The 24732-nt window shown below is 65.7% G+C and carries 21 protein-coding genes and 1 pseudogene; 16 read left to right on the forward strand and 6 right to left on the reverse strand.

What is annotated here, in order from left to right; genetic code table 11:
- Nucleotides 1–13 precede the first annotated feature (13 nt).
- The gene (locus C3B78_RS09765; protein WP_104997895.1) at nucleotides 14–2557 is read right to left on the reverse strand and encodes a DEAD/DEAH box helicase; all 2544 of its coding nucleotides are present in this window, start codon (nucleotides 2555–2557) and stop codon (nucleotides 14–16) included.
- A 96-nt stretch (nucleotides 2558–2653) separates the two neighbouring features.
- On the opposite strand from C3B78_RS09765, the gene C3B78_RS09770 reads away from it, so the two are divergent.
- The 16 genes and pseudogenes from C3B78_RS09770 to C3B78_RS09845 all read left to right on the forward strand — a co-directional run bounded on the left by C3B78_RS09770 (nucleotide 2654) and on the right by C3B78_RS09845 (nucleotide 18671).
- Nucleotides 2654–3433 carry a trans-aconitate 2-methyltransferase gene (locus C3B78_RS09770; RefSeq protein ID WP_104999730.1) on the forward strand — a complete coding sequence of 260 codons (780 nt, stop codon included), beginning with the start codon at nucleotides 2654–2656 and terminating at the stop codon, nucleotides 3431–3433.
- Between the two features lie 137 nt (nucleotides 3434–3570).
- A pseudogene (locus tag C3B78_RS20060) lies at nucleotides 3571–3771 on the forward strand (ABC transporter ATP-binding protein); the annotation flags it as partial.
- Nucleotides 3771–4148: a GntR family transcriptional regulator gene (locus tag C3B78_RS09780; RefSeq protein WP_104997896.1), complete on the forward strand. Its 378-nt coding sequence runs from the start codon at nucleotides 3771–3773 to the stop codon at nucleotides 4146–4148. The pseudogene C3B78_RS20060 and the gene C3B78_RS09780, both read left to right, overlap by 1 nt.
- Before the next feature lie 46 nt (nucleotides 4149–4194).
- Entirely contained in the window at nucleotides 4195–7116 is a 2922-nt protein-coding gene (gene uvrA / locus C3B78_RS09785) for an excinuclease ABC subunit UvrA (protein ID WP_104997897.1), read from the forward strand.
- Nucleotides 7117–7208: 92 nt separating this feature from the next.
- Nucleotides 7209–7925, forward strand: a complete 717-nt coding sequence (locus tag C3B78_RS09790) for an HAD hydrolase-like protein (protein WP_104997898.1) — start codon at nucleotides 7209–7211, stop codon at nucleotides 7923–7925.
- The gene (locus C3B78_RS09795) at nucleotides 7912–8580 is read left to right on the forward strand and encodes a lysophospholipid acyltransferase family protein (protein ID WP_104997899.1); all 669 of its coding nucleotides are present in this window, start codon (nucleotides 7912–7914) and stop codon (nucleotides 8578–8580) included. Before C3B78_RS09790 ends, C3B78_RS09795 begins: the two co-directional genes overlap by 14 nt.
- An 80-nt stretch (nucleotides 8581–8660) precedes the next feature.
- Nucleotides 8661–10685, forward strand: coding sequence for an excinuclease ABC subunit UvrC (gene uvrC / locus C3B78_RS09800; RefSeq protein WP_104997900.1), 2025 nt, complete (start codon nucleotides 8661–8663; stop codon nucleotides 10683–10685).
- Between the two features lie 90 nt (nucleotides 10686–10775).
- Nucleotides 10776–11699, forward strand: coding sequence for an RNase adapter RapZ (gene rapZ, locus C3B78_RS09805; protein ID WP_104997901.1), 924 nt, complete (start codon nucleotides 10776–10778; stop codon nucleotides 11697–11699).
- On the forward strand, nucleotides 11699–12715 hold the full coding sequence (locus C3B78_RS09810) for a gluconeogenesis factor YvcK family protein (RefSeq protein WP_104997902.1): 1017 nt from the start codon (nucleotides 11699–11701) through the stop codon (nucleotides 12713–12715). The genes rapZ and C3B78_RS09810 overlap by 1 nt, the downstream gene beginning before the upstream one ends.
- Before the next feature lie 9 nt (nucleotides 12716–12724).
- On the forward strand, nucleotides 12725–13705 hold the full coding sequence (gene whiA, locus C3B78_RS09815) for a DNA-binding protein WhiA (RefSeq protein WP_050055346.1): 981 nt from the start codon (nucleotides 12725–12727) through the stop codon (nucleotides 13703–13705).
- Nucleotides 13706–13805: 100 nt separating this feature from the next.
- Nucleotides 13806–14432: a superoxide dismutase gene (locus tag C3B78_RS09820; RefSeq protein ID WP_104999731.1), complete on the forward strand. Its 627-nt coding sequence runs from the start codon at nucleotides 13806–13808 to the stop codon at nucleotides 14430–14432.
- Between the two features lie 260 nt (nucleotides 14433–14692).
- Nucleotides 14693–15703 (forward strand): type I glyceraldehyde-3-phosphate dehydrogenase, encoded by a 1011-nt coding sequence (gene gap / locus C3B78_RS09825; protein ID WP_104997903.1) that lies wholly within the window; start codon nucleotides 14693–14695, stop codon nucleotides 15701–15703.
- Nucleotides 15704–15713: 10 nt separating this feature from the next.
- Nucleotides 15714–16940, forward strand: coding sequence for a phosphoglycerate kinase (locus C3B78_RS09830; RefSeq protein WP_104997904.1), 1227 nt, complete (start codon nucleotides 15714–15716; stop codon nucleotides 16938–16940).
- 106 nt (nucleotides 16941–17046) lie between these two features.
- Nucleotides 17047–17862 carry a triose-phosphate isomerase gene (gene tpiA, locus C3B78_RS09835; protein WP_104997905.1) on the forward strand — a complete coding sequence of 272 codons (816 nt, stop codon included), beginning with the start codon at nucleotides 17047–17049 and terminating at the stop codon, nucleotides 17860–17862.
- 46 nt (nucleotides 17863–17908) lie between these two features.
- Nucleotides 17909–18166: a preprotein translocase subunit SecG gene (secG, locus tag C3B78_RS09840; RefSeq protein WP_104997906.1), complete on the forward strand. Its 258-nt coding sequence runs from the start codon at nucleotides 17909–17911 to the stop codon at nucleotides 18164–18166.
- A 115-nt stretch (nucleotides 18167–18281) separates the two neighbouring features.
- On the forward strand, nucleotides 18282–18671 hold the full coding sequence (locus C3B78_RS09845; RefSeq protein WP_104997907.1) for an RNA polymerase-binding protein RbpA: 390 nt from the start codon (nucleotides 18282–18284) through the stop codon (nucleotides 18669–18671).
- Here C3B78_RS09845 and pgl read toward each other — a convergent pair.
- The 5 genes from pgl to tal are packed head-to-tail and all read right to left on the reverse strand — an operon-like array spanning nucleotide 18624 to nucleotide 24712.
- Nucleotides 18624–19442, reverse strand: coding sequence for a 6-phosphogluconolactonase (gene pgl, locus C3B78_RS09850; RefSeq protein ID WP_104997908.1), 819 nt, complete (start codon nucleotides 19440–19442; stop codon nucleotides 18624–18626). The two genes, C3B78_RS09845 and pgl, sit on opposite strands and share 48 nt — an antisense overlap.
- Nucleotides 19432–20373, reverse strand: a complete 942-nt coding sequence (locus C3B78_RS09855) for a glucose-6-phosphate dehydrogenase assembly protein OpcA (protein ID WP_104997909.1) — start codon at nucleotides 20371–20373, stop codon at nucleotides 19432–19434. The genes pgl and C3B78_RS09855 overlap by 11 nt, the downstream gene beginning before the upstream one ends.
- Nucleotides 20370–21941 (reverse strand): glucose-6-phosphate dehydrogenase, encoded by a 1572-nt coding sequence (gene zwf, locus C3B78_RS09860; RefSeq protein ID WP_104997910.1) that lies wholly within the window; start codon nucleotides 21939–21941, stop codon nucleotides 20370–20372. The genes C3B78_RS09855 and zwf overlap by 4 nt, the downstream gene beginning before the upstream one ends.
- A gap of 14 nt (nucleotides 21942–21955) precedes the next feature.
- Entirely contained in the window at nucleotides 21956–23590 is a 1635-nt protein-coding gene (locus C3B78_RS09865) for a glucose-6-phosphate isomerase (protein ID WP_104997911.1), read from the reverse strand.
- A gap of 6 nt (nucleotides 23591–23596) precedes the next feature.
- Nucleotides 23597–24712 carry a transaldolase gene (gene tal / locus C3B78_RS09870; RefSeq protein ID WP_104997912.1) on the reverse strand — a complete coding sequence of 372 codons (1116 nt, stop codon included), beginning with the start codon at nucleotides 24710–24712 and terminating at the stop codon, nucleotides 23597–23599.
- Nucleotides 24713–24732 lie beyond the last annotated feature (20 nt).

Here is a 24732-nt window from a genome sequence, read left to right on the forward strand (position 1 = left end):
GCGCTGGCAGCGTTCAGAGCCGGTTGACCTCAGTCACCCTGATCACGGCCGTTCCGGTTTCGTCCGAGGCAGCCAGGTCCACCTCGGCGGAAATCCCCCAGTCATGGTTCCCGGCGGGATCGTCGAAGATCTGCCGGACCTTCCACCGGTCCTTTTCCTCCGTGATGATGAGCAGGGCCGGTCCCCGGGCGTCCGGCCCGGTCCCGATGTCGTCGTGTTCGTCAAAGTAGTCGTCAAGGGCGTCTTCCCAGCGCTCGGCGCCCCAGCCGGCTGCGCCGTCGAGTTCCCCCAGCGCGGCCGCATCCTCGTCGGCGAACAGCTCCACACGGCGGAACAGCTCGTTGCGCACCATTACCCGGAAGGCCCGGATGTTGGACGTGAGCGAGGGCGGGGGCGGCGGAGGCGCGTCGTGCGGGGTGGGGGCGGCGCCCGAGGCCAGTTCCTCCCATTCGTCCAGGAGGCTGGAGTCCACCTGTCGGACCAACTCGCCCAGCCAGGCAACCAGGTCCTCCAAATCGTCGCGCAGCATGTCCTGGGGAACAGTCTGCCGCAGGGCCTTGAAGGCATCGGCGAGGTAGCGCAGGACTATCCCCTCGGATCGGGCCAGTCCGTAGAACTGCACGAACTCGCCAAAGTTCATGGCACGCTCGTACATGTCCCGGACCACGGACTTGGGGGCGAGCTCGAAGTCGCCCACCCAGGGTGCGGCCTTCCGGTACACCTCGAAGGCTTCCCCGAGAATCTCCGCCAATGGCTGGGGATAAGACACTTCCTCGAGCATGGCCATCCGCTGGTCGTACTCGATGCCGTCGGCCTTCATGGCGGCCACCGCCTCGCCGCGGGCCTTCTTCTGCTGGGCTGAAAGAATCTGCCGCGGCTTCTCCAGGGTCGCCTCGATCACGGACACCACGTCCAGGGCGTACGACGGCGAGTCCGGGTCCAGGAGTTCAAGTGCGGCCAGTGCGAAGGGGGACAGCGGTTGGTTGAGTGCGAAGTTCGGCTGAAGGTGGACAGTCAGCCGGACAGTACGGCCGTCGGGTCCCTGCTCTTGTGCAGGAATCCGCTCCACTACCTCGGCCGCGAGCAGCTCGCGGTAGATGCCCAGTGCCTTCTTCATGAGCTGCAGCTGGGAGGACCGGGTCTCGTGGTTTTCCGTCAGGAGGCGGCGGGCGGCCGTAAACGGGTCCCCCGGCCGCTCCATCAGGTTCATCAGCATCGCGTGCGTAACCGTGAAGCTGGAGGTCAGCGGGTCCGGCACCGACTCGACGAGCCGCTTGAACGTAGGCTCGCCCCAGCTCACGAACCCCTCCGGCGGCTTCTTCTTCACCACCTGCCGCAGCTTCTTCTGGTCATCGCCGAATTTGGCCACGGCCTTGGCCATTGCCTTGACGTTCTCCGTCACGTGTTCGGGCGCCTGGACCACCACTGTCCCGGCGGTGTCGTAACCTGCCCGGCCGGCTCGGCCCGCAATCTGGTGGAACTCACGGGAGTTAAGCAGCCGGGTGCGGACGCCGTCGTACTTGCTCAGTGCCGTGAGCAGGACAGTGCGGATGGGCACGTTGATTCCCACGCCCAGGGTGTCGGTGCCGCAGATGACCTTCAGCAGCCCCGCCTGGGCCAGCTGCTCCACGAGCCGGCGGTACTTCGGCAGCATGCCCGCATGGTGCACGCCTATGCCGTGGCGGACCAGCCGGTTCAGGGTCTTGCCGAAACCTGCGGCGAACCGGAAGTTGGCGATCAGCTCTGCGATCTTGTCCTTCTCCTCGCGGGTGCAGACGTTGATGCTCATCAGGGTCTGGGCGCGGTCGATTGCCTCAATCTGGCTGAAATGCACCACGTAGACCGGCACCTGTCTGGTGGAGAGCAGCTCCTCCAGCGTCTCGTGCACGGGGGTCTCGTGGTAGTAGTAATGCAGCGGAATGGGCCGTTCCGCGGAGCTCACCGTGGTGGTGGCGCGGCCCGTCAGCGTTGACAGGCCTTCCTCGAACCGGCTGACGTCGCCCAGCGTGGCGGACATCAGGAGGAATTGCGCCCGGGGGAGCTCCAGCAGGGGAACCTGCCACGCCCAGCCGCGCTGCGGGTCCGAATAGAAATGGAACTCGTCCATGATCACCGTGCCGAGTTCCGCGGCTGCGCCTTCACGGAGGGCGGTGTTGGCCAGGATCTCGGCCGTGCAGCAGATGATCGGCGCATCCTGGTTGACGCCGGAGTCGCCCGTGATCATTCCCACGTTCTCGGCGCCGAAAATATCGCACAGGGCAAAGAACTTTTCGGAGACCAGTGCCTTGATCGGCGCGGTGTAGTAGCTCCGCTGGCCCTGGGCCATGGCCTGGAAGTGGGCGGCGATGGCCACGAGGGATTTTCCGGACCCGGTGGGGGTGGCCAGGATGACGTTGGACCCCGTGGCCAGCTCCATAATGGCTTCGTCCTGTGCGGGATAAAGGGCCAATCCCCGGCTTTCCGTCCACTCAACGAACCGCGTGTAGAGGTCGTCGGGATCCACGCCCACAGTACGGACGGAGGCGGGCAGATGGGGCAGCTGGTCAACGAGTTTCATTGATTGCCAGCTTAGTGCCCTGCCGTGCCCGGGATTCCGCCCCGCCCCGGTTAAGCTTCGCGGTACAGAAGACGGCACCAGAATGCGGAGATGGATATGAAGTGGGATCCGGCGAAATATGTCCAGTTCGGGGACTACCGGGACCGGCCCTTTTTCGACCTGACCGGCAGGGTCCGGGCGGACCGGCCCGTCCAGGTGGTGGACCTGGGCTGCGGGCCAGGGAACCTGACGGCCACGCTCGCGGACCGCTGGCCCGGTTCCGACGTGGTTGGCCTTGATTCATCGGAGGAGATGCTCGCCAAAGCCGCCGGGCAGTCGGAAGAAAACCCGTCCCTGCGCTTCGAGCTGGCGGACATTTCGGAGTGGAAGCCCTCGGGGCAGACCGATGTGGTGGTCAGCAATGCTGCCCTGCAGTGGCTGCCGGGCCACCAGGACATGATGCGGACGTGGCTGGATGCCCTGCGCCCCGGTGCCTGGTTCGCGCTCCAGGTCCCGGGGAACTTCAACGCCCCGTCCCATGCGTTGTTGCGCGGGCTGGCGGGCGCACAACGGTGGGCGCCGAAGCTCGGCGGGGTGCTGCGGGGCGGCGAGTCGGTGGGCGAGCCTGCGGAGTACCTCCGTCTCATGCTCGACGCCGGGTTCTCGGCTGATGCCTGGGAGACAACCTACCTTCAGGTGCTGCCCGGCAGGGATGCCGTCCTGGAGTGGGTCCGCGGCACGGCGCTCCGCCCCGTCCTTGCCGCCCTTTCCCCGGCGGAGGGCGCGGAATTCGAGGCGGAGTACGCAGCCGCGCTGCGGGAAGCCTATCCACAAACGGAGCATGGAACCGTCTTTCCGTTTCGAAGGATCTTTGCCGTGGGGTGCAAGAACCAGTGACGAATCGAACGGCTGGACGATCTTCACACTCCAGTCGCAGCAATGAGGATAGGTCCGGCGATTCCCCGGGACCGCCTCGGGGAGCAGTTCGGGGTGGTGCACCAGGACGGGTGGCTCTTCGCCGGAACCATCAGGGAGGACGGACGAGCTGTGTGATAGCCCACCGTTTGTCCACAGGCCGTAACGCTGATCTAATCTTGGTCATGGATCACGGCCGCATAGTCGAGCAGGGCACGCACCAAAGCCTTCTACCCGCCAACAGCTACTACGCCCGGCTTCACAACGCACAATTCTCCGCCCGGCCCGGACGTGCCGACGCACTTGAGGCCGGCCTTTGATGCCCGCATCCGGCTTCCCCGGAACATGGAAACCCAACACCGCCAGCTCGGTGGCGCTGTTTGAACAGCTGCGGCTCCAGGTCATCCACCTGGTAGACAACGGAGCCCTCCCGCCAGGGACCCGGCTGCCCGCCGTCAGGGCCCTGGCCGAGCGCTTGGATGTGGCTCCGCACACGGTGGCCCGTGCCTACAAGGAGCTCGAAGCCGCCGGAATCGTTGCCACCCACGGCAGGAACGGTACAACGGTGTGCGCACGTGACGAACGTCTCGGCGGGCTCTCAGCCGCCGCGGCAGCCTACGCCGCCGCGGCCAAAGCGCAGGGCGCCACGTTCGCCGAGGCGGTGAAGCTGCTGGCCGCCGCATACGACGCCGGCTGACCGCCCTGCGTGGATGTTCGAAGAAGTTTTCGATTAGCATAGGGGGGTGCCTAAAGCCGTAGCCGAAGAAACAGCCGTCCACCCCGTTTCCGTCGCAGCAGCACCCGCCGCCGCACCACGCCGCCCGGACCTCTCCCGCCTCGTCGTCAAAGGGGCGCGGGAGCATAACCTGCGGAACGTGGACCTCGACCTGCCCCGGGACGCGATGATCGTCTTTACCGGGCTGTCAGGATCCGGGAAGTCCTCCCTGGCTTTCGACACCATTTTCGCAGAGGGCCAACGGCGCTACGTCGAATCGCTGTCCGCCTATGCGCGCCAGTTCCTGGGCCAGGTGGACAAGCCGGACGTCGACTTCATTGAGGGCCTGTCGCCGGCGGTCTCCATCGACCAGAAGTCCACCAGCAAGAACCCGCGTTCCACGGTGGGCACCATCACCGAAATCTACGACTACATGCGCCTGCTCTGGGCCCGTGTGGGCCGGCCCCACTGCCCAGTGTGCGGCGAGCCTGTGGCCAAACAGACGCCCCAGCAGATCGTTGACCAGCTGCTGGAGCTTGACCAGGGTACCCGTTTCCAGGTCCTGGCCCCGGTGGTGCGTGGCCGCAAGGGCGAATTCGTTGACCTCTTCAAGGAACTGACCGCAAAGGGCTACTCCCGTGCACGCGTTGACGGGAACCTGGTCCAGCTAAGCGACCCGCCCAAGCTGGGCAAGCAGTTCAAGCACACCATCGAGGTGGTGGTGGACAGGCTGGTGGTCAAGGAAGGCATCAGCCAGCGGCTCACCGACTCCATTGAGACCGCGCTTGGCCTGGCCGAGGGCCGCGTCCTTGCAGAGTTCGTGGACCTCGAAGCGGACGATCCCAGCCGGCTGCGGGCCTTCTCCGAAAACCTGGCCTGCCCCAACGAGCACCCCCTTGCCATCGACGAGATCGAGCCCAGGTCCTTTTCGTTCAACAACCCCTTCGGCGCCTGCGCGGCCTGCAGCGGCATCGGCACCAAGCTGGAGGTGGACGAGGAACTCATCGTCCCCAACCCGGAACTCTCACTGGCCGAGGGAGCCATCGCTCCGTGGTCGCTTGGCACAGCCACCACTGAATACTGGAACAGGCTCCTGGAAGGCCTCGCGAAGGAACTCGGTTTCTCCATGGACACGCCGTGGGAGAAGCTTGGCAAGGACGTGCGCCAGACCGTCCTGCACGGCAAGGACCACAAGGTTGTGGTGCAGTACCGCAACCGCTTCGGCCGGGAGCGGAAGTACAGTACCGGATTCGAAGGCGCCATCCAGTACGTCCACCGCAAGCACGGCGAAACGGACTCCGACTGGGCCCGCGACCGCTACGAAGAGTACATGCGGCAGATCCCCTGCCCGGCCTGCAACGGGGCGCGCCTCAACCCGGCCTCCCTGTCGGTGCTGATCAACGGCAAGTCCATTGCAGACGTCGCCGCCCTGCCCATGCGCGACTGCGCAGAGTTCCTGAACAACCTGGTCCTGACGGGCCGGGAAGCACAGATTGCCCACCAGGTCCTGAAGGAGATCCAGGCCCGGCTGACCTTCCTGCTCGACGTCGGGCTGGAATACCTGAACCTCGAGCGTCCGTCCGCCACCCTTTCCGGTGGCGAGGCCCAGCGCATCCGCCTTGCCACCCAGATCGGCTCCGGCCTGGTAGGCGTCCTGTATGTGCTGGACGAACCATCGATCGGGCTGCACCAGCGGGACAACCGGCGGCTGATCGACACCCTTACCAGGCTCCGCGACATGGGAAATACGCTCATCGTGGTTGAGCACGACGAAGACACCATCCACGTGGCCGACTGGATCGTGGACATCGGACCCGGCGCTGGCGAGCACGGTGGCCAGGTGGTCCATTCCGGCTCCTACAAGGACCTGCTGGCCAACACCGCCTCCCTCACCGGCGACTACCTGTCCGGGCGCAAGAAGATCGAGGTCCCGAAGAAACGCCGCAAGTACGACAAAAAGCGTGAGCTGAAGGTGGTGGGCGCGAGGGAGAACAACCTCCTCAACGTCGACGCCGCGTTCCCGCTGGGGCTTTTCACCGCGGTCACGGGGGTGAGCGGCTCCGGTAAGTCCACGTTGGTCAATGAGATCCTCTACAAGGTGCTGGCCAACAAGCTCAACGGCGCCAAACAGGTAGCGGGCCGGCACAAGACCGTCCAGGGCCTGGAACACCTCGACAAGGTGGTCCACGTGGACCAAAGCCCCATCGGGCGCACCCCCCGCTCCAACCCCGCCACCTACACGGGCGTGTTCGACAACATCCGCAAGCTGTTCGCGGAAACCACCGAAGCGAAAGTACGCGGGTACCTGCCCGGCCGGTTCTCGTTCAACGTCAAGGGAGGCCGCTGCGAAGCCTGCTCGGGTGACGGCACGCTGAAGATCGAGATGAACTTCCTGCCCGACGTCTACGTCCCCTGCGAGGTGTGCCATGGTGCGCGGTACAACCGGGAGACACTCGAAGTGCATTACAAGGGCAAGACCATCGCGGACGTCCTGAACATGCCCATCGAGGAAGGCGCCGAGTTTTTCGCTGCCTTCTCGCCCATCGCCCGGCACCTCAACACCCTCGTGGACGTCGGCCTGGGCTACGTCCGCCTGGGCCAGCCCGCCACCACGCTGTCCGGCGGTGAGGCCCAGCGCGTGAAACTCGCCGCTGAACTCCAGAAGCGGTCCAACGGGCGCAGCGTCTACGTGCTGGACGAGCCCACCACCGGACTGCACTTCGAGGACATCCGCAAGCTGCTGATGGTCCTCCAGGGGCTGGTGGACAAGGGCAACACCGTGATAACCATCGAACACAACCTGGACGTCATTAAGAGTGCGGACTGGATCGTGGACCTCGGGCCGGACGGCGGCTCCGGCGGCGGCCAGATTGTGGCGTCAGGAACGCCGGAGGAGCTGGCCAAGTCCACTGCCAGCCACACAGCCGCGTTCCTCGCGGAAATCCTGTAGGAGCAGGGCGATTTTTTCGGAAGTATTCAAAACGTATGCCGTTGCGCGTATGCGAGTTTCAGGCACGAGTGGTGTCGTGAGAAACTAACCCGGTGACTCAAACAACAGTGCCCGTGATCTTTGACCTGGACGGCACTCTTGTCGATCCGGCCGGTGGAATAACAGACGGAATCTCTTTTGCCCTGAACGCCGTGGGGCTTCCCGTTCCCGGCCAGGACCTGCTCCACGCGATGATCGGCCCGAAACTCAGCGATTCCCTGCTGAATGTGGCAAATGTGCCGGCGGACCTGCTGGACGAGGTCATCCGCCTGTACCGCGAGTACTACGTGGCCACCGGGATCGCGCAAAGCCGGATCTACCCGGGCGTCCGTGAAGTCCTGGAGTCCTATGCGGAAGCCGGGCTCCCGGTGGCTGTTGCCACCCAGAAACCGCAGGGCCTTGCCCGCACGGTGCTGGCACACCATGGAATCGACGTTCTGTTCCACGGCATCCATGGCTCCGCGGATGACGAAAGCGCGGTGCAGGGGGTTCCGCTCGGCAAGACAGAGATCATCGCCGCTGCCTTGAAGGACCTGAACACACGGCATGCGGTGATGGTGGGGGACCGGGCGCAGGATGTTTCGGGTGCCACCGCCAACGGCCTGGACTGCATCGGCGTGGCCTGGGGCTTTGCCCCCGACGGCGAACTCGAAGAGGCCGGTGCGGTGGCCGTCGTGGAAACCGCCGAGGGCCTGGCGGAGCTTATCCGGCGGATGCAGGCCATCCACTCCGCGGCGATGGGGGAGGTGACCAACGATGGCAATGTTTGATGCTGTCCGCTGGACCACCCGCAGCCTGATCTCGGGCACCTGCCGGCCCACCGTCGTCGGCCTTGAAAACGTTCCTGCCGACGGGCCGTTCATTGTGGCCCCGAACCATCTGTCATTCTTCGACAGCGTGATTGTGCAGGCCCTGATGCCCCGCCCCGTTGCCTTTTTCGCGAAGGCCGAATACTTCACAACCGGGGGCGTCAAGGGCAAGGTCATGAAGGCCTTTTTCGAATCCGTGGGTTCCATTCCCGTGGAACGGGGCGAGCAGGCCGCCAGTGTCCAGGCACTCAAGACCCTGCTGGACATCCTGGAATCCGGCAAGGGAATCGGCATCTACCCGGAAGGCACCCGCTCCCGTGACGGCATCCTCTACCGGGGACGCACCGGGGTGGGATGGCTGGCGCTGACCACCGGGGCCCCGGTGATTCCGGTTGGACTTATCGGCACGGAAAACCTCCAGCGCGCCGGTGAGAGCGGGGTACGCCCGCAGCATTTCACCATGAAAGTGGGGGAGCCGCTGTACTTCGACAAGACGGGGCCGGACCATTCGCTGCCGGCCCGGCGGGCAGTGACTGACCGCATCATGGACGCCATTGCCGAGCTCAGCGGCCAGGAACGCTCCACCAGCTACAACCAGAGCAAGGCCACGGAATAACGTCGGATTCCAGCGGGATTTAAGGGCTGCAGGTGCCCCGGGTGGCAAAGGCACCCGGCGCACCTCAGTAGACTGGATAGGTGGCAAATCCAGCAAGTTACCGGCCCAAGACGGGAGAGATTCCCACCAACCCGGGGGTGTACCGCTTCCGTGATGCGCACGGCCGCGTCATCTATGTAGGCAAGGCGAAGAGCCTCCGTTCCCGGCTGAACTCCTACTTTGCCAACCCTGCCGGCCTGCTGCCCAAGACCTATGCCATGGTCCACGCGGCCAGCAGCGTTGAGTGGACGGTGGTGGGCAGCGAACTGGAGTCGCTGCAGCTGGAATACACCTGGATCAAGGAATTCAAGCCGCGGTTCAACGTGGTGTTCCGTGACGATAAGACCTACCCCTACCTGGCCGTCACGATAGGCGAGAAGTATCCCCGAGTCCAAGTGATGCGCGGCGACAAGAGGAAAGGCACCCGCTACTTCGGCCCCTACACGGCAGGCGCCATCCGGGAGACCATGGATACCCTGCTGCGCGTCTTTCCGGTACGCAGCTGCAGCGCCGGAGTGTTCAAGCGCGCCGAGGCCAGCGGCCGGCCCTGCCTCCTGGGCTATATCGATAAATGCTCCGCCCCATGCGTGGGAAGGATCTCCCCGGAAGACCACCAGGCACTGGCAGAGGACTTCTGCGCCTTCATGGGAGGCGAGGCCAAGCGCTTCATCGCGAAGCTGGAAAAGCAGATGGCGGAAGCAGTAGCCGAGCTTGACTACGAGCGCGCTGCCCGGGTCCGCGATGACATCACCGCCCTGCGGAAAGTGTTTGAGCGCAACGCCGTGGTCCTCGCGGAGGACACCGACGCCGATATCTTCGCCCTGCACGAAGACGAACTGGAAGCCGCGGTCCAGGTGTTCCATGTCCGCGGCGGGCGCATCCGCGGCCAGCGTGGCTGGGTGGTTGAAAAGGTGGAGGATTCCACCACCCCGGACCTCGTGGAGCATCTCCTGCAGCAGGTGTACGGCGAGGACGGCGACAGCCATGGCAGGCTGCCGCGGGAGGTCCTGGTCCCCGTGGCCCCCAGCAATACCGAGGAATTGGCGCTGTGGCTGGGCGGGCTGCGGGGGGCAAAGGTTGATATCCGGGTCCCGCAGCGCGGGGACAAGGCCGCGTTGATGTCCACGGTGCGCGAGAATGCCGAGCACGCCCTGAAGCTGCACAAGACCCGGCGCGCCGGGGACCTCACCGTCAGGTCGCAGGCATTGCAGGAACTCCAGGAGGCGCTGGACCTGCCCGTGCCGCTGCTGCGGATCGAGTGCTTCGACGTCTCGCACGTCCAAGGCACCAACGTGGTGGCCTCCATGGTGGTGGTGGAGGACGGGCTGCCCAAGAAATCGGATTACCGGAAGTTTTCCGTCACCGGACCGGCAGCGGCGGACGACACCGCCGCGATGCATGACGTCCTCACCCGCCGGTTCCGCCACTACCTGCAGGACAAGTCTGCGCAGGTGGGTGAGGCTGCCCTGGCCGGCGCCCCAGTGGGGCTCGAAGAGGGGCCTGAACAGGAACAGGAAGCGCAGGCCGGCCTGCTGGATACCACCACGCCTGCACCGCGGGCCAAGTTCGCCTACCCGCCCAACCTGGTGGTGGTGGACGGCGGCAAGCCCCAGGTCAACGCCGCAGCGCGTGCCCTCGCCGATCTCGGCATTGACGATGTCTATGTGGTGGGCCTGGCCAAGCGGCTCGAGGAAGTGTGGCTGCCGGACAGCGACTTCCCGGTCATCCTTCCCAGGACATCCCAGGGGCTGTACCTGCTGCAGCGGATCCGTGACGAAGCCCACCGCTTCGCCATTTCGTTCCACCGGCAAAAGCGGGGGAAGGCCATGACCGTCTCCGCCCTGGACGGTGTGCCGGGGCTGGGTGCCTCCAAGCGGAAAGCCCTGCTGGCCCACTTTGGTTCCGTGAAGGGCGTCAAGGCCGCCTCGGCCGCCGAGCTGTCCCAGGCGAAGGGTATCGGCCCTGCCCTTGCCGTTGCCATCGTGAACCACTTCGCGCCGGACGGACCGGAAGCTGCAGCGGTCCCTGCCATCAACATGACCACCGGCGAAATCATCGAAACTTAGCGGAGTCCCCTGAAACTTGGCTAGGGTAATGAACGGGGTTTCCGCCAACGCGGCAGCCTGCTGGACAACAACAGGAACGGGGCGGACTTAATGGCAGAGACGACGGCGGAATCCGGGGCCGGGGAGGGCGGGCTGCAGCCCGTCAAGCCCCTCGAAGCGGAGCTGCTGGTGGTCACCGGAATGTCCGGAGCCGGGCGGAGCACAGCCGCCGACGCGCTGGAGGACCATGGCTGGTACGTCGTGGAAAACCTTCCGCCGCAGATGCTCGGAACGTTGGCCGACCTTGTGTCCCATGCACCGCAGTCCATTCCCCGGCTGGCGGTGGTCATCGACGTCCGCAGCAAGGGACTGTTCGCCGATATCCGGGCCGCGCTGGGAGCATTGGCCTCCAGCGGGGTGGCTTTCCGGGTGCTCTTCCTGGACGCCAGCGACAACGTCCTGGTCCGGCGGTTCGAACAAGGGCGCCGGCCGCACCCGCTGCAGGCCGGCGGCCGCATCCTCGACGGCATCGCCGCCGAACGGGAGCTGCTCCAGGAACTGCGCGACAGCTCCGACGTCGTCCTGGACACCTCCGGCTATAACGTCCACGGCCTTGCCACCGCCATTACCGAACTCTTCAGTGAAACGGGGCCGGTGGCCCTGCGGCTGAACATCATGAGCTTCGGCTTCAAGTACGGCCTGCCCGTGGACGCCAACTACGTTGCGGACGTCCGGTTCATCCCCAACCCGCACTGGGTGCCCCAGCTGCGCCCGCACACCGGGCTGGACAAGGATGTCAGCGACTACGTGCTGGAGGCGGAAGGAGTCAAGAACTTCGTGGACCGCTATGTCATGGCCTTGGAGCCCGTCCTGGACGGTTACCGCCGCGAGAACAAGCACTACGCCACCATCGCCGTGGGCTGCACGGGCGGAAAGCACCGCTCGGTGGCCGTCGCCGTCGAGCTTTCCAAGAAACTGGCACAGTTCCCCAGAGTCACGGTGACCACCACGCACCGGGATCTGGGCCGGGAGTAATGTCGCTTTTCACCGGGGCCCTGCCGCTGGTTCCGCCCGCCGGGGCAGCGGGCGGCCAGCAGAACAAAGGCCCCAAGGTAGTTGCCCTGGGCGGCGGCCACGGCCTGTCGGCGTCGCTGTCCGCCCTGCGCCTCCTCACCTCTGACCTGACGGCGGTGGTGACGGTAGCGGACGACGGCGGCTCCTCCGGGCGCCTGCGCGAGGAGTACGGGGTCCTGCCGCCGGGCGACCTGCGCATGGCGTTGGCCGCGCTGTGTGACGACACCGACTGGGGACGCACCTGGCGGGACGTCATGCAGCACCGGTTCCGTCCCGGCAAGGGCCCGGGCGGTTCCCTGGACGAACATGCCATGGGCAACCTGCTGATCGTGACCCTCTGGGAACTGCTGGGCGACGCCGTCGCCGGGCTCAAGTGGGCAGGCGCGCTCCTTGGAGCACGCGGCCAGGTCCTGCCCATGTCCACCGTGCCGCTCACTATCGAAGGTGACGTCCGGATCACCGCCCCTGACGGCGGTTCCGCCCTGCGCACCATCCGGGGCCAGGCGCGCTGCGCGGTAGCGGGTTCCCTGGAAGAGGTGCGGCTCCAGCCCGAAGCCGCCCCCGCCTGCGTTGAAGCACTTACTGCGATCGAGCTCGCGGACTGGGTCATCCTGGGCCCGGGCTCCTGGTACACCTCCGTGCTGCCGCACCTCCTCCTGCCCGAGATGCGGGATGCACTGTGCCGGACGCCGGCGAAGCGCTGCCTCACCATGAACCTGGCCACGGACACCAAGGAAACCTCCGGCATGACCGCCGCGGACCACCTTGACGTGCTGCGAAGATACGCCCCCGGGTTCAGCGTGGACGTTGTCCTGGCAGATCCCGCATCCGTCCCTGACCGGCAGGAGTTCGAGAAAGCCGCCGGGATGATCGGCGCCGAGGTGGTCTTGGGTAAAGTAAGGGCGTCGGGCCGCCGTCCCGTCCACGACCCCCTGCGTCTGGCGACGGCGTACCACGACGTTTTTGGGAACAGTTAGGAAGGTGCCATGGCACTGACAGCATCGGTCAAAGAAGAACTGTCCCGTCTGGACATCAAGAAGTCATCAGTACGCAAGGCCGAGGTATCCGCCATGCTCCGCTTCGCGGGCGGGCTGCATATCATCTCCGGCCGGATCGTCATCGAGGCCGAGGTGGATCTCGCGTCCACCGCGCGGCGCCTCCGGGCAGCAATCGCCGAAGTCTATGGCCACCAGAGCGAGATCATCGTCGTTTCTGCCGGGGGACTGCGGCGCGCCAGCCGCTACGTGGTCCGGGTGGTGCGCGACGGCGAGGCGCTGGCCCGCCAGACAGGCCTCCTCGATGGCCGCGGCCGCCCCGTGCGCGGGCTGCCGTCCGCCGTCGTCAACGGCTCAGCCGCCGACGCCGAAGCGGTGTGGCGAGGGGCTTTCCTGGCGCACGGCTCGCTGACCGAGCCGGGGCGCTCATCGTCGCTTGAGGTTACGTGCCCCGGCCCGGAATCGGCGCTGGCCCTCGTGGGCGCGGCGCGCCGGCTGGACATCCAGGCGAAAGCCCGCGAAGTCCGCGGCGTGGACCGGGTGGTCATCCGGGACGGTGACACCATTGCGGCGCTGCTGACCCGCATGGGCGCCCACGACGCCCTGATGGTCTGGGAGGAACGGCGGATGCGCAAGGAGGTGCGTGCCACCGCCAACCGGCTGGCCAACTTCGACGACGCTAACCTCCGGCGCTCTGCCCAGGCAGCCGTAGCAGCAGGGGCGCGCGTGGACCGGGCCCTGGAAATCCTCGGCGACGACGTGCCGGAGCACCTGAAGTACGCCGGGGAACTGCGGGTGGCGCACAAACAGGCCAGCCTGGACGAGCTCGGCCGCCTCGCGGACCCGGTAATGACCAAGGACGCGATTGCCGGGAGGATCCGCCGATTGCTGGCTATGGCGGACAAACGTGCGCTGGACCTGGGCATCCCGGGGACGGACGCCAATGTGACGCCTGAAATGCTGGACGAGTGACAGCCCCATAGAATCAAAAATGATTCCGGGCGCGCGCCGCCCGGATGCACAATCCGAGAGTTACCAACCGGACCGAATGTCCACGATTTTGGAGGATTTTGTGACCGAGTACGTATTGCCCGAACTCAGCTACGACTACGCCGCCCTGGAGCCGCACATTTCCGCGCGGATCATGGAGCTGCACCACAGCAAGCACCATGCGGCCTACGTGGCCGGCGCCAACAACGCACTGGCCCAGCTGGCCGAAGCACGGGAGAAGGGCGACTTCGCCAACATCAACCGGCTCTCCAAGGACCTCGCCTTCCACACCGGCGGCCACATCAACCACTCGGTGTTCTGGAACAACCTCTCCCCGGACGGCGGCGACAAGCCCGAAGGTGAACTCGCGGCGGCCATCGATGACGCGTTCGGCTCGTTCGACGCGTTCCGCGCCCAGTTCTCCGCGGCGGCACTGGGACTGCAGGGGTCCGGCTGGGGTTTCCTCGCCTACGAGCCCATCGGCGGGAACCTGGTCATCGAGCAGCTGTACGACCAGCAGGGCAACGTTGCGCTCGGCACCACCCCGCTGCTGATGCTGGACATGTGGGAGCACGCCTTCTACCTGGACTACGTCAACGTGAAGGCCGACTACGTCAAGGCGTTCTGGAACATCGTGAACTGGGCCGACGTCGCCAAGCGGTTCGAGGCAGCGCGCACCAGCGCCACGGGACTCATCACCGTCCCGTAGAGCGTTCATGCACCACGGTGTAACAAAGTTCACATTTCGGACATATAACGGCCGGGATGTGGACGGTCCGCCCCCGCAGTTGCGGGGGCGGACCCAGTTAAACGTAAGATAGGTCACGGAAGGCGGTTAGCCTTCAGCAATGAGGCTGGTCGCCCTCCGTATGTAAATCATCTCTGCCCAATGGCGTGCGGGATCTGTTAGTTGGCTTGATAGCCCGCTCAACTAGTTGTGCTTCTGAAAGCACCAAGGAGACTGAAAAAGTGACGACCCGTATTGGTATCAACGGCTTTGGCCGTATTGGCCGCAACTACTTCCGTGCAGCACTTGCGCAGGGCGCAGACCTGGAGATCGTTGCAGTCAACGACCTCACCAGCCCCGAGGCACTCGCACACCTCTTCAAGTACGACTCCGTCGGCGGCCGCCTGAAGGAAACCATCGAGGTCAAGGACGGCAACATCGTCGTCAACGGCAACGTCGTCAAGGTCCTCGCCGAGCGCGATCCCGCTAACCTCCCGTGGGGGGAACTGGGCGTTGACATCGTCATCGAGTCCACCGGCTTCTTCACCAAGGCCGCCGCTGCACAGAAGCACATTGATGCAGGCGCCAAGAAGGTCCTGATCTCCGCCCCGGCGTCCGACGAGGACATCACCATTGTGATGGGCGTAAACCACGGCCTGTACGACAATGCGACGCACCACATCATCTCCAACGCTTCATGCACCACCAACTGCCTCGGCCCGCTGGCGAAGGTCATCAACGACGAGTTCGGCATCGAGCGCGGCCTCATGACCACCGTGCACGCCTACACCGCGGACCAGAACCTCCAGGACGGCCCGCACAGCGACCTGCGCCGTGCGCGCGCCGCGGCCATCAACATGGTGCCGACGTCCACCGGTGCAGCCAAGGCCATCGGCCTGGTGCTGCCCGAGCTCAAGGGCAAGCTGGACGGCTACGCCATCCGCGTCCCGGTCCCCACCGGTTCAGCCACCGACCTCACGGTCACGGTCTCCCGCGAGACCACCGTGGAGGAAGTCAACGCCGCCCTCAAGCGGGCCGCCGAGTCCGAGGAACTGCAGGGCTTCCTCACCTACACGGATGAGCCGATCGTTTCTTCCGACATCGTTGGCGACCCCGCCTCCTCCATCTTCGACTCCGGCCTGACCAAGGTAATTGGCAACCAGGTCAAGGTTGTTTCCTGGTATGACAACGAATGGGGCTACTCAAACCGCCTCGTAGACCTCACGGAGCTTGTGGCAGCCAAGCTGGGCTAGGGTTAGACACATGACATCTCACACCCTCAACGAACTTCTCGCTGAAGGTGTCCGCGGGCGGTACATTCTGGTTCGAAGTGACCTGAATGTGCCGCTCGACGGCTCTACAGTCACTGACGACGGCCGCATCAAGGCCTCCCTGCCAGTGCTGTCAAAGCTCACGGACGCCGGTGCCCGCGTGCTGGTAACAGCCCACCTCGGACGCCCCAAGGGCGCACCTGAGGAAAAGTACTCCCTTCGGCCCGCAGTAGCCCGCCTGGCTGAGCTGGCCGGGTTCAAGGCCACCCTTGCCGCCGACATTGTCGGCAGTGCCGCCAAGGAAGCAGCAGCATCCCTGCAGGACGGCGAAGTGCTCGTCCTGGAGAACGTGCGCTTCGATGCCCGCGAAACCAGCAAGGACGACGCCGAGCGCGGCGCCTTCGCGGATGAACTGGTCGCCCTGACGGGCGGCAACGGCGCCTACGTGGACGATGCCTTCGGAGCGGTCCACCGCAAGCACGCCAGTGTTTACGACGTCGCCACCCGCCTTCCGTCCTACCTTGGCGACCTCGTGCACACCGAGGTGGAGGTCCTGCGCAAGCTGACGGCGGACACCCAGCGCCCCTATGTGGTGGTCCTCGGCGGCTCCAAGGTCTCCGACAAGCTGGCAGTCATCGACAACCTGCTGGGCAAGGCCGACACCATCCTGGTGGGCGGCGGGATGCTGTTCACCTTCCTCGCCGCGGCCGGGCACAAGGTCGCCTCCAGCCTGCTCGAGGAAGACCAGATCCCGGTGGTCCAGGACTACCTCAAGCGCGCTGCCGGTGCCGGCACTGAATTCGTGGTGCCCACGGACGTCGTGGTGGCGGAGAAGTTCGCTGCCGATGCCGCACACGAGACCGTCCCTGCGGACAACATCGAAGGCAGCAGCTTCGGGGCCCAGGGCATCGGCCTGGACATCGGGCCGGAGTCCGCGGCAGCATTCGCCGAGCGGATCAAGGGTGCAAAGACGGTCTTCTGGAACGGTCCGATGGGGGTCTTTGAATTCGAAGCCTTCTCCGCCGGGACACGCGCCATCGCACAGGCCCTGACCGAGACCGAAGCGTTCACCGTGGTGGGCGGCGGGGACTCTGCTGCGGCCGTACGCACGCTTGGCTTCGCTGACGACCAGTTCGGACACATCTCCACTGGTGGAGGCGCAAGCCTGGAATACCTCGAAGGCAAGGAACTCCCGGGACTCAGCGTCCTCGACCGCTAACGCCTTTCCGGCAGCAGTACCTGACCCTTCAAGTCCCTCCGGCCGGCAGGTTGCCCCGCGGCAACCTGCCGGCCGTACACATATCAAGAACTTTTTTGGAGAATACGTGACTACGTCAACGAACGGCGCTTTCGACCGCAAGCCCTTCATCGCGGGCAACTGGAAAATGAATATGGACCACGTGCAGGGCATCACCCTCCTGCAGAAGCTCGCATGGACCCTCTCGGACGCCAAGCACGACTACAGCCGGGTTGAAGTTGCTGTTTTTCCCCCCTTCACGGATCTCCGTGGCGTCCAGACCCTAGTCCAGGGCGACGACCTGGACATTGCCTACGGCGGACAGGACCTCTCCCAGTTCGACTCGGGAGCGTACACCGGTGACATCTCGGGCCAGTTCCTCAACAAGCTGGGCTGCAAGTACGTCCTGGTGGGCCACAGTGAGCGCCGCACCATCCACAACGAATCCGACGACGTCCTCAACGCCAAGGTCAAGGCAGCCTTCAAGCACGCCATCACGCCCGTGCTCTGCGTCGGTGAAGGCCTCGAGATCCGCCAGGCCGGTACCCACGTCAGCCACACCCTGGCGCAGCTTCGGGCCGGCGTGGACGGACTTAGCGGCGAACAGGCGGCCGAACTGGTCGTCGCCTACGAACCTGTGTGGGCTATCGGTACCGGCGAAGTAGCCGGACCTGAAGACGCGCAGGAGATGTGCGCCGCCATCCGCGCTGAGCTCGAGACGCTGTTCGGCGCCGATGTTGCAGCCAGGACACGGCTCCTTTACGGCGGTTCGGTGAAGGCCAACAATGCCGCCGCAATCCTCAAGGAACGCGACGTGGACGGCCTGCTGGTCGGCGGGGCAAGCTTGGATCCTGCCGAGTTTGCTAATATTGTCAGGTTCGAGAGTCACTTGGTGACGGACTAGTCCGTCCGCTCAACTCCCGCAATCCCCAACTTCCCGAAAGGCCGTCGTGGACGTTCTTCATGTCATTCTGCAGATCCTCCTGGGCATCACCAGCCTCCTGCTGACGCTGCTCATCCTCCTCCACAAGGGCAGGGGCGGCGGGATGTCGGACATGTTCGGAGGCGGCATGAGCTCAGGCCTCAGCTCGTCGGGTGTCGCCGAACGCAACCTGAACAGGTTCACGGTGGTGCTTGGGGTGACGTGGGGCATCGTCATCATCGCGCTGGGACTGATCATGCGGTTCAGCGGCGGCGGAGACTCCTGATTACCTGATTCGCGGAAAGTGCCGTGGCGGAGACTGCCGCCGCACAGGTCTGCCAACTAAACTGTGGCTGTCGGTTCCCGACAGCCACAGTTCTGTTTAACAGGCAGGAGTCCCGATGATTCATCCGTCGTCAGGCTTCCGAGGCACCCGCGCGGGCGTCACGGAAGGAACGGGTTTCAGCTTCGAGTCAGAGGACCATGGGAAGCCGCTGCCGCGCGTCCGGGTCTCATACTGGTGCGCGAAGGGCCACGAAACTACCCCGGTATTCCTTAAACTCCCCGAGGACCAGATCCCGCTGGCCTGGGATTGCCGGACGTGCGGCGGCCCGGCATCGCGGGATGGCCAGGCAGCAGCCGCCGACGCCTTGGACGACGGCTATAAAAGCCACCTTGAGTACGTTAAAGAGCGGCGCTCCGACCAGGACGCCGAAGATGTCCTGGCCGGAGCGCTGGAAAGACTACGCGCCCGCGGCGTCCTTCCGGACCAGCTGCTGGGGGACACGTGAGGCCGCGTTTTCGTCGATAAGCCACAGGGTCCGGGACGTGCCCCGTGGTCCTGCGGCCGGGACCTGGACGGGATTGGCGCCTGCCAGTGCCAGACCCACAGCGCCGGCCTTGTCCTCGCCTGCCACCACCATCCACACCTCGGAGGCGGTATTGATGGCCGGCAGCGTCAGGGATACCCGCAGGGGCGGCGGTTTTGGCGAGTTCCTGACCCCCACCACAGTGCGTTCCTTCTCACGGATGCCGGCTTGCTCCGGGAACAGCGACGCGACGTGCGCATCCGGTCCGACTCCCAGCAGGACGACGTCCAGGCGCGGCAGCGCGGACGGCTCCTCCGGCCGGTCGTCGGACATGTCGGCAGCGTGCTCGGCGGCTGCTGCTTCCCGTAACCGCCGGGCATAATCCTCGGCGGCTTCTTCCGGAGTGCCGAAGTCATCCGCGGAACCCGGTTCGTGGATCCGTTCAGGGTCCACGGGGATGTGCGACAGCAGGGCCTCGGACGCCTGCTTCGTATTCCGGTCCGGGTCCCCGGCGGGGAGGAACCGCTCGTCGCCCCACCAGAAATTCACCTTTGACCAATCGACCGCCGGCGCGGCCGGGGAGTCCGCAACTGCCTTTAGCGTGCCGATACCCACGGTTCCCCCGGTCAGCACCACGGTGGCCTCGCCGAACTTGTCCTGCACATCAACAAGCTTGGTGATCAGGCGGGCCGCGATGGCGGCCATCAGGACGGACGAATCAGGATGGATGCTTACTCTTGGGTCAACGCTCACTGGGTCGGACGCTCCTTAGATTGGTACGTGGCAGTCCCATAGTAATCACTTCCCCAAACACCTCGTCCGGGTCCAAACGCCGCAGTTCCTCGGCAAGGCAGTCCCGCAGGCTGCGCCGGGGCAGCGAAATGCGCTGGGCGGGCTGGCCGGGCTGCGTCAGTTCGGCGACGGACAGGCCAGGCCGGAAGAGCTGGATGTCACCACCGGGCCGGGAGAGCCGGACCCGGCGGATGCCCGTACCTGCCGGGTCAGCGACGATGGTCACGGGCGCGTCCAGGGTAAGGGTCAGCCAGGCTGCCAGCAGGATGGTGCTCGGGGAGTCCGAGGCCCCTTCGACCGCGACGGCCGTGACAGGGGAGGAGTCCACCTGGTCCAGGACGGCCGCGAGCTGGATCCGCCAGTTGGTCAGGCGCGTCCAGGCGAGGTCCGTATCTCCTGCCTTGTAGGTGGACCGGATGTTCTCCAGCGCACGCTGTGGATCCGGCTCATTCGCGGAGTCGGTGATCCGGCGGTGGGCGATTCTCCCGATGGAGGTTTCGCACGCGTTTTTCGGCGCGCCGTGCGGCCACCAGGCCACGATCGGTGCGTCCGGGAGCAGCAGCGCGGCTACCAGGGATTCGCTTTCGTGCGCGAGCTCGCCGTAGCCGCGCAGCACGATCACCTCGGATGCGCCGGCGTCACCGCCGACCCGGATCTGGGCGTCCAGGCGGTCCGGTGCCGAAGCACCGGCGTCGGCCAGGACGATGATCCGGCAAGGGTGCTCGCGGCTGGCCTCGTTGGCGGCCTCGATTGCTTCTTCCTCAAGCCCGGACTTGGTGACCACCACGAGGGTGAGCACCCGGCCAAGGGCAATCACGCCGCCCTGCTCGCGCAGGGACATGATCTTCTTGGACACAGCGGAGGTTGTGGTGTCCGGCAGGTCTACGATCATGGCCTTCTCCAGGTTCGTCCGTCGCGGGCCAGCAGCTCGTCAGCTGAGGCGGGGCCCCAGCTGCCCGGGGCGTAGGGTTGGGGCTGTTCGTCCAGGGTGGCCCAGTATTCCTCGAACGGGTCGAGGATCTTCCAGGACAGCTCCACTTCCTCATGCCGCGGGAAGAGCGGCGGCTCGCCCAGGAGCACGTCCAGGATCAGCCGCTCGTAGGCCTCCGGGCTGGATTCGGTGAAGGAGTGGCCGTAGCCGAAGTCCATGGTCACGTCCCGGACTTCCATCTGGGTGCCGGGGACCTTGGAGCCGAACCGGATGGTCACGCCTTCGTCGGGCTGGACGCGGATCACCACGGCGTTCTGGCCGAAGTCGTCCTCGGCGTGGTCGCGGAACAGCAGGTTGGGCGCACGCTTGAACACAACGGCGATTTCGGTGACGCGGCGGCCAAGGCGCTTTCCGGCGCGGAGGTAGAACGGGACGCCGGACCACCGGCGGGTGTGGATGTCCACCCGGATCGCGGCGAAGGTCTCCGTGGTGGAGTCCGCGGGGATGCCCTCTTCCTCCAGGTAGCCCTGGACTTGTTCGCCGCCCTGCCAGCCGCCGGTGAACTGGCCGCGCGCTGAATGCGTGGACAGGTCCTCCGGGAGCTTGACGGCGGCGAGGACCTTTTCCTTCTCGGCGCGCAGGTCATCGGCGTTGAAGGAGATGGGCTCCTCCATCGCGGTCAGCGCCAGCAGCTGCAGCAGGTGGTTCTGGATCACATCGCGGGCCGCGCCCACGCCGTCGTAATATCCCGCCCGGCCCCCGGTGCCGATGTCCTCGGCCATGGTGATCTGGACGTGGTCCACATAGTTCGCGTTCCACAACGGCTCAAACAGCTGGTTCGCGAAGCGAAGCGCCAGGATGTTCTGGACCGTCTCCTTGCCCAGGTAGTGGTCGATCCGGAACACCGCGTCCGGCGGGAACACCGATTCCACGATGTCGTTCAGCTGCCGGGCCGACTCGAGGTCGTGCCCGAACGGCTTCTCAATCACCACACGGCGCCACTTGTCACCGTCAGCCTGCGCCAGGCCGTGCTTGGACAGCTGCCGGCATACCTGCTCGAAGGCCTTGGGCGGGATCGAGAGGTAGAAAGCGTGGTTGCCGCGGGTACCGCGCAGCTCATCAAGCTCATCGATGACTTCACCCAGCCGCTCGAAGGCGTCGTCGTCGTCGAACTCTCCCTGGACAAAGCGGATGCCCTCGGAAAGCTGGTTCCAGACGGCCTCGTCGAAGGGGGTGCGCGCATAAGACTGCACGGAAGCCTTGACCTGACCGGCGAAATCCTCATCAGTCCATTCCCGGCGTCCGAAACCCACCAACGCGAAGCTGGGCGGCAACAGCCCGCGGTTGGCGAGGTCGTACACGGCCGGCATGAGCTTTTTGCGGGCGAGGTCACCGGTCACTCCGAAGAGCACCAGTGATGACGGACCGGCGATCCGGTTCAGGCGGCGGTCACGCGGGTCGCGGAGCGGGTTCCGCAGCGTTCTCCCGGAACGCGTCCCCGGCGTCCTGCCGTATTCAGTTTCTGGCATGTTGCTTCTGTGCCTTAGCTTTCGGTAACGGAGGCTGACCTGGCGGACAGCGCAGCAATGATGTCCTGCAACTGTGCCACACCGGCGGCACGGTCGGTCAGGTGCAGGCGCAGCACGGGCCGGCCGTGCCCTTCGAGGACCTGCGCGTCGCCCGCGGCCTGGGCGGCGATGAGTTCCCCGAAGGTGAAGGGGCGCTCCGGGATGGCGACGTCTTCCGCCGAAGCAGCTGTGACCTGGAGGAACACCCCGATGGCCGGTCCGCCCTTGTGGAACTGCCCGGTGGAGTGCAGGAAGCGCGGTCCCCAGCCGAATGTCACGGGCCGGCCGGTGACGGCTGCAAGCTCGTCGCGGACACCTTCGAGCTGCGAGAACGCAAGGCGGTCGAAGTAGGCCTGGACGCTGAGGTAGCTGTCCGGCCGGAGGGTATCCAGCAGTGCGCGCACTGCCTCTTCGGCCGTTGCCGCGCTGCCGAGCCAGTCTCCGCCGCGGACCTCGATGGCGCCGTCAACGAAAGCCGCCGGCGTGGGCTCGGGCTGTGCGTCCAGCAGGCCGCGCGCTGCCACCTTGGCGGCCTCGACGTCAGGCTGGTCGAACGGGTTGATGCCCAGCAGGCGGCCGGCCACGGCAGTGGCGAACTCCCACACCATCATCTGGGTGGGAAGTCCGCCGGCGATGGCCACTTCATTCTCCCCGAGTTCGACATCGGCATCGGCGGCCACCAGCCGTACCACCAGAACGTCGTCGGCGCCGGAGGTCACCTCGGGCGAGTCAGGGCCGGCCACTACCGGCAGGACGCCTGTGCCGAGCTTGCCTGTGGACTCGGCGATGAGCTGCTCGGCCCAGTCCGCGAAGCCAACAATCCCGGAGCCGTCCTCGGCGATGACAACCTTGTTGCGCAGCGGGCTGGTTCCGCCCAGCGCGGTTCCGAGAGCCAGCCCGATGTTCTCAGGAGCATCCTCGTTCAGGATTTCCGCTGCTTCCTCGGCCTCGTCCAGGAACGCCTGGATGTCCACTCCGGCCAGGCCCGAAGGCACCAGTCCGAAGGCGGTCAGGGCGGAGAAACGGCCGCCGACATTGGGGTCGGCGTTGAAGACGGCGCGGTACCCGGCTTCGCGGGATGCCTTGTCCAGCGGCGAGCCCGGGTCCGTGACGATGATGATCCGGCTGGCGGCATCGATGCCGGCGTCGTTAAACGCCTTTTCGAAGACCCTCCGCTGGGAGTCGGTTTCAACGGTCGAGCCGGACTTGGAGGAAACCACAATGGCGGTTTCCGCCAGCCGGTCCGCCAGGGCAGCACGGACCTGGTCCGGGTCCGTGCTGTCCAGCACAGTCAGCCCGACGCCGGCGGTACCGGCGATGACCTCCGGAGCCAGCGAGGATCCGCCCATGCCGCAAAGCACGATGCGGGTCACGCCCTCGGCCCGGAGGGCGTCCCGGAGTTCGAGGATCTCCTTGACCAGCGGCTGCGAGACGGTGGCCGCCTCCACCCAGCCGAGGCGGATGGCGGACTCTGCCTCGGCGTCGGGACCCCACAGTGTGTGGTCCTTCGCGAAGATCCGGGTGGCGATCCGGTCCTCCACGAGGGCGGGAAGGTGCTGTTCGAGTGCCTGCTGCGCGGCACCGCTGGCTTCGTAGCTGAGTGTGCTCATGGTGGGTTAGGAAGCCTTCCGTGCAGAGGCGAGGGCGCCCTCGACGTCGCCGAGCAGTTCCTTCCAGCTGGCCACGAACTTGTCCAGGCCTTCGGATTCAAGGATTGCGACGACGTCGTTGTAGGAGATGCCGAGCTTTTCGAGGGCATCGAGGGTGGCGTTAGCCTCGCCGTAGGTGCCGGTCACGGTGTCCCCGGTGACCACACCGTGGTCGAAAGTGGCGTCCAGCGTCTTCTCGGGCATGGTGTTCACGACGCCCGGGGCCACGAGTTCGGTGACGTACAGGGTGTCCGGGTAGGCCGGATCCTTGACGCCGGTGGAGGCCCACAGGGGGCGCTGGGGGAGTGCGCCGGCTTCGGCCAGCAGGGCCCAGCGTTCGGTGGCGAAGAGTTCCTCGTAGACCTGGTAGGCCAGGCGGGCGTTGGCCAGGCCGGCCTTGCCCTTGAGCGCTTTGGCTTCGTCGGTGCCCAGGGCGTCGAGGCGCTTGTCGATCTCGGAGTCCACGCGGGAAACGAAGAACGAAGCGACGGAGTGGATCTTGGAGAGGTCGTGGCCGTTTTCCTTTGCCTGCTCCAGGCCGGACTGGAAGGCGTTGATGACTGCGCGGTAGCGCTCGAGCGAGAAGATCAGGGTCACGTTGACGCTGATGCCCTCGGCCAGGGTGGCGGTGATCGCTTCCAGGCCCTCGAGGGTGGCCGGGATCTTGATGAGGACGTTGTCCTTGTTAACGCGCTTGTACAGGTGCTTGGCTTCCGCGATGGTGCCTGCCGTGTCCCAGGCCAGCCGCGGGTCAACCTCGATGGACACCCGTCCGTCGACTCCCTTGGTGGCTGCCGCGACCGGTGCGAACAGGTCGCAGGCGTCGGCGACGTCGGTGGTGGTGATCTCGAAAATGGTGTCCTCGACGCTGGCGCCGGCTGCTGCCTGCTTCGCGATGGTGGCGTCGTAGTCCGTGCCGGCGGTGATGGCTGCGTGGAAGATTGACGGGTTGGTGGTTACGCCAACCACGTTCTTCTCTTCGATGAGCTTGGCCAGGGTGCCGGTTTCCAGGCGCCCGCGGGAAAGGTCGTCAAGCCAGATGGAGACTCCGGCGTCGGAGAGCTGCTGGGTGGGAGTGGTCATGGTGTTTATCTCCTCGAAAA

Source organism: Arthrobacter sp. PGP41 (assembly GCF_002953935.1).
Classification (GTDB): domain Bacteria; phylum Actinomycetota; class Actinomycetes; order Actinomycetales; family Micrococcaceae; genus Arthrobacter.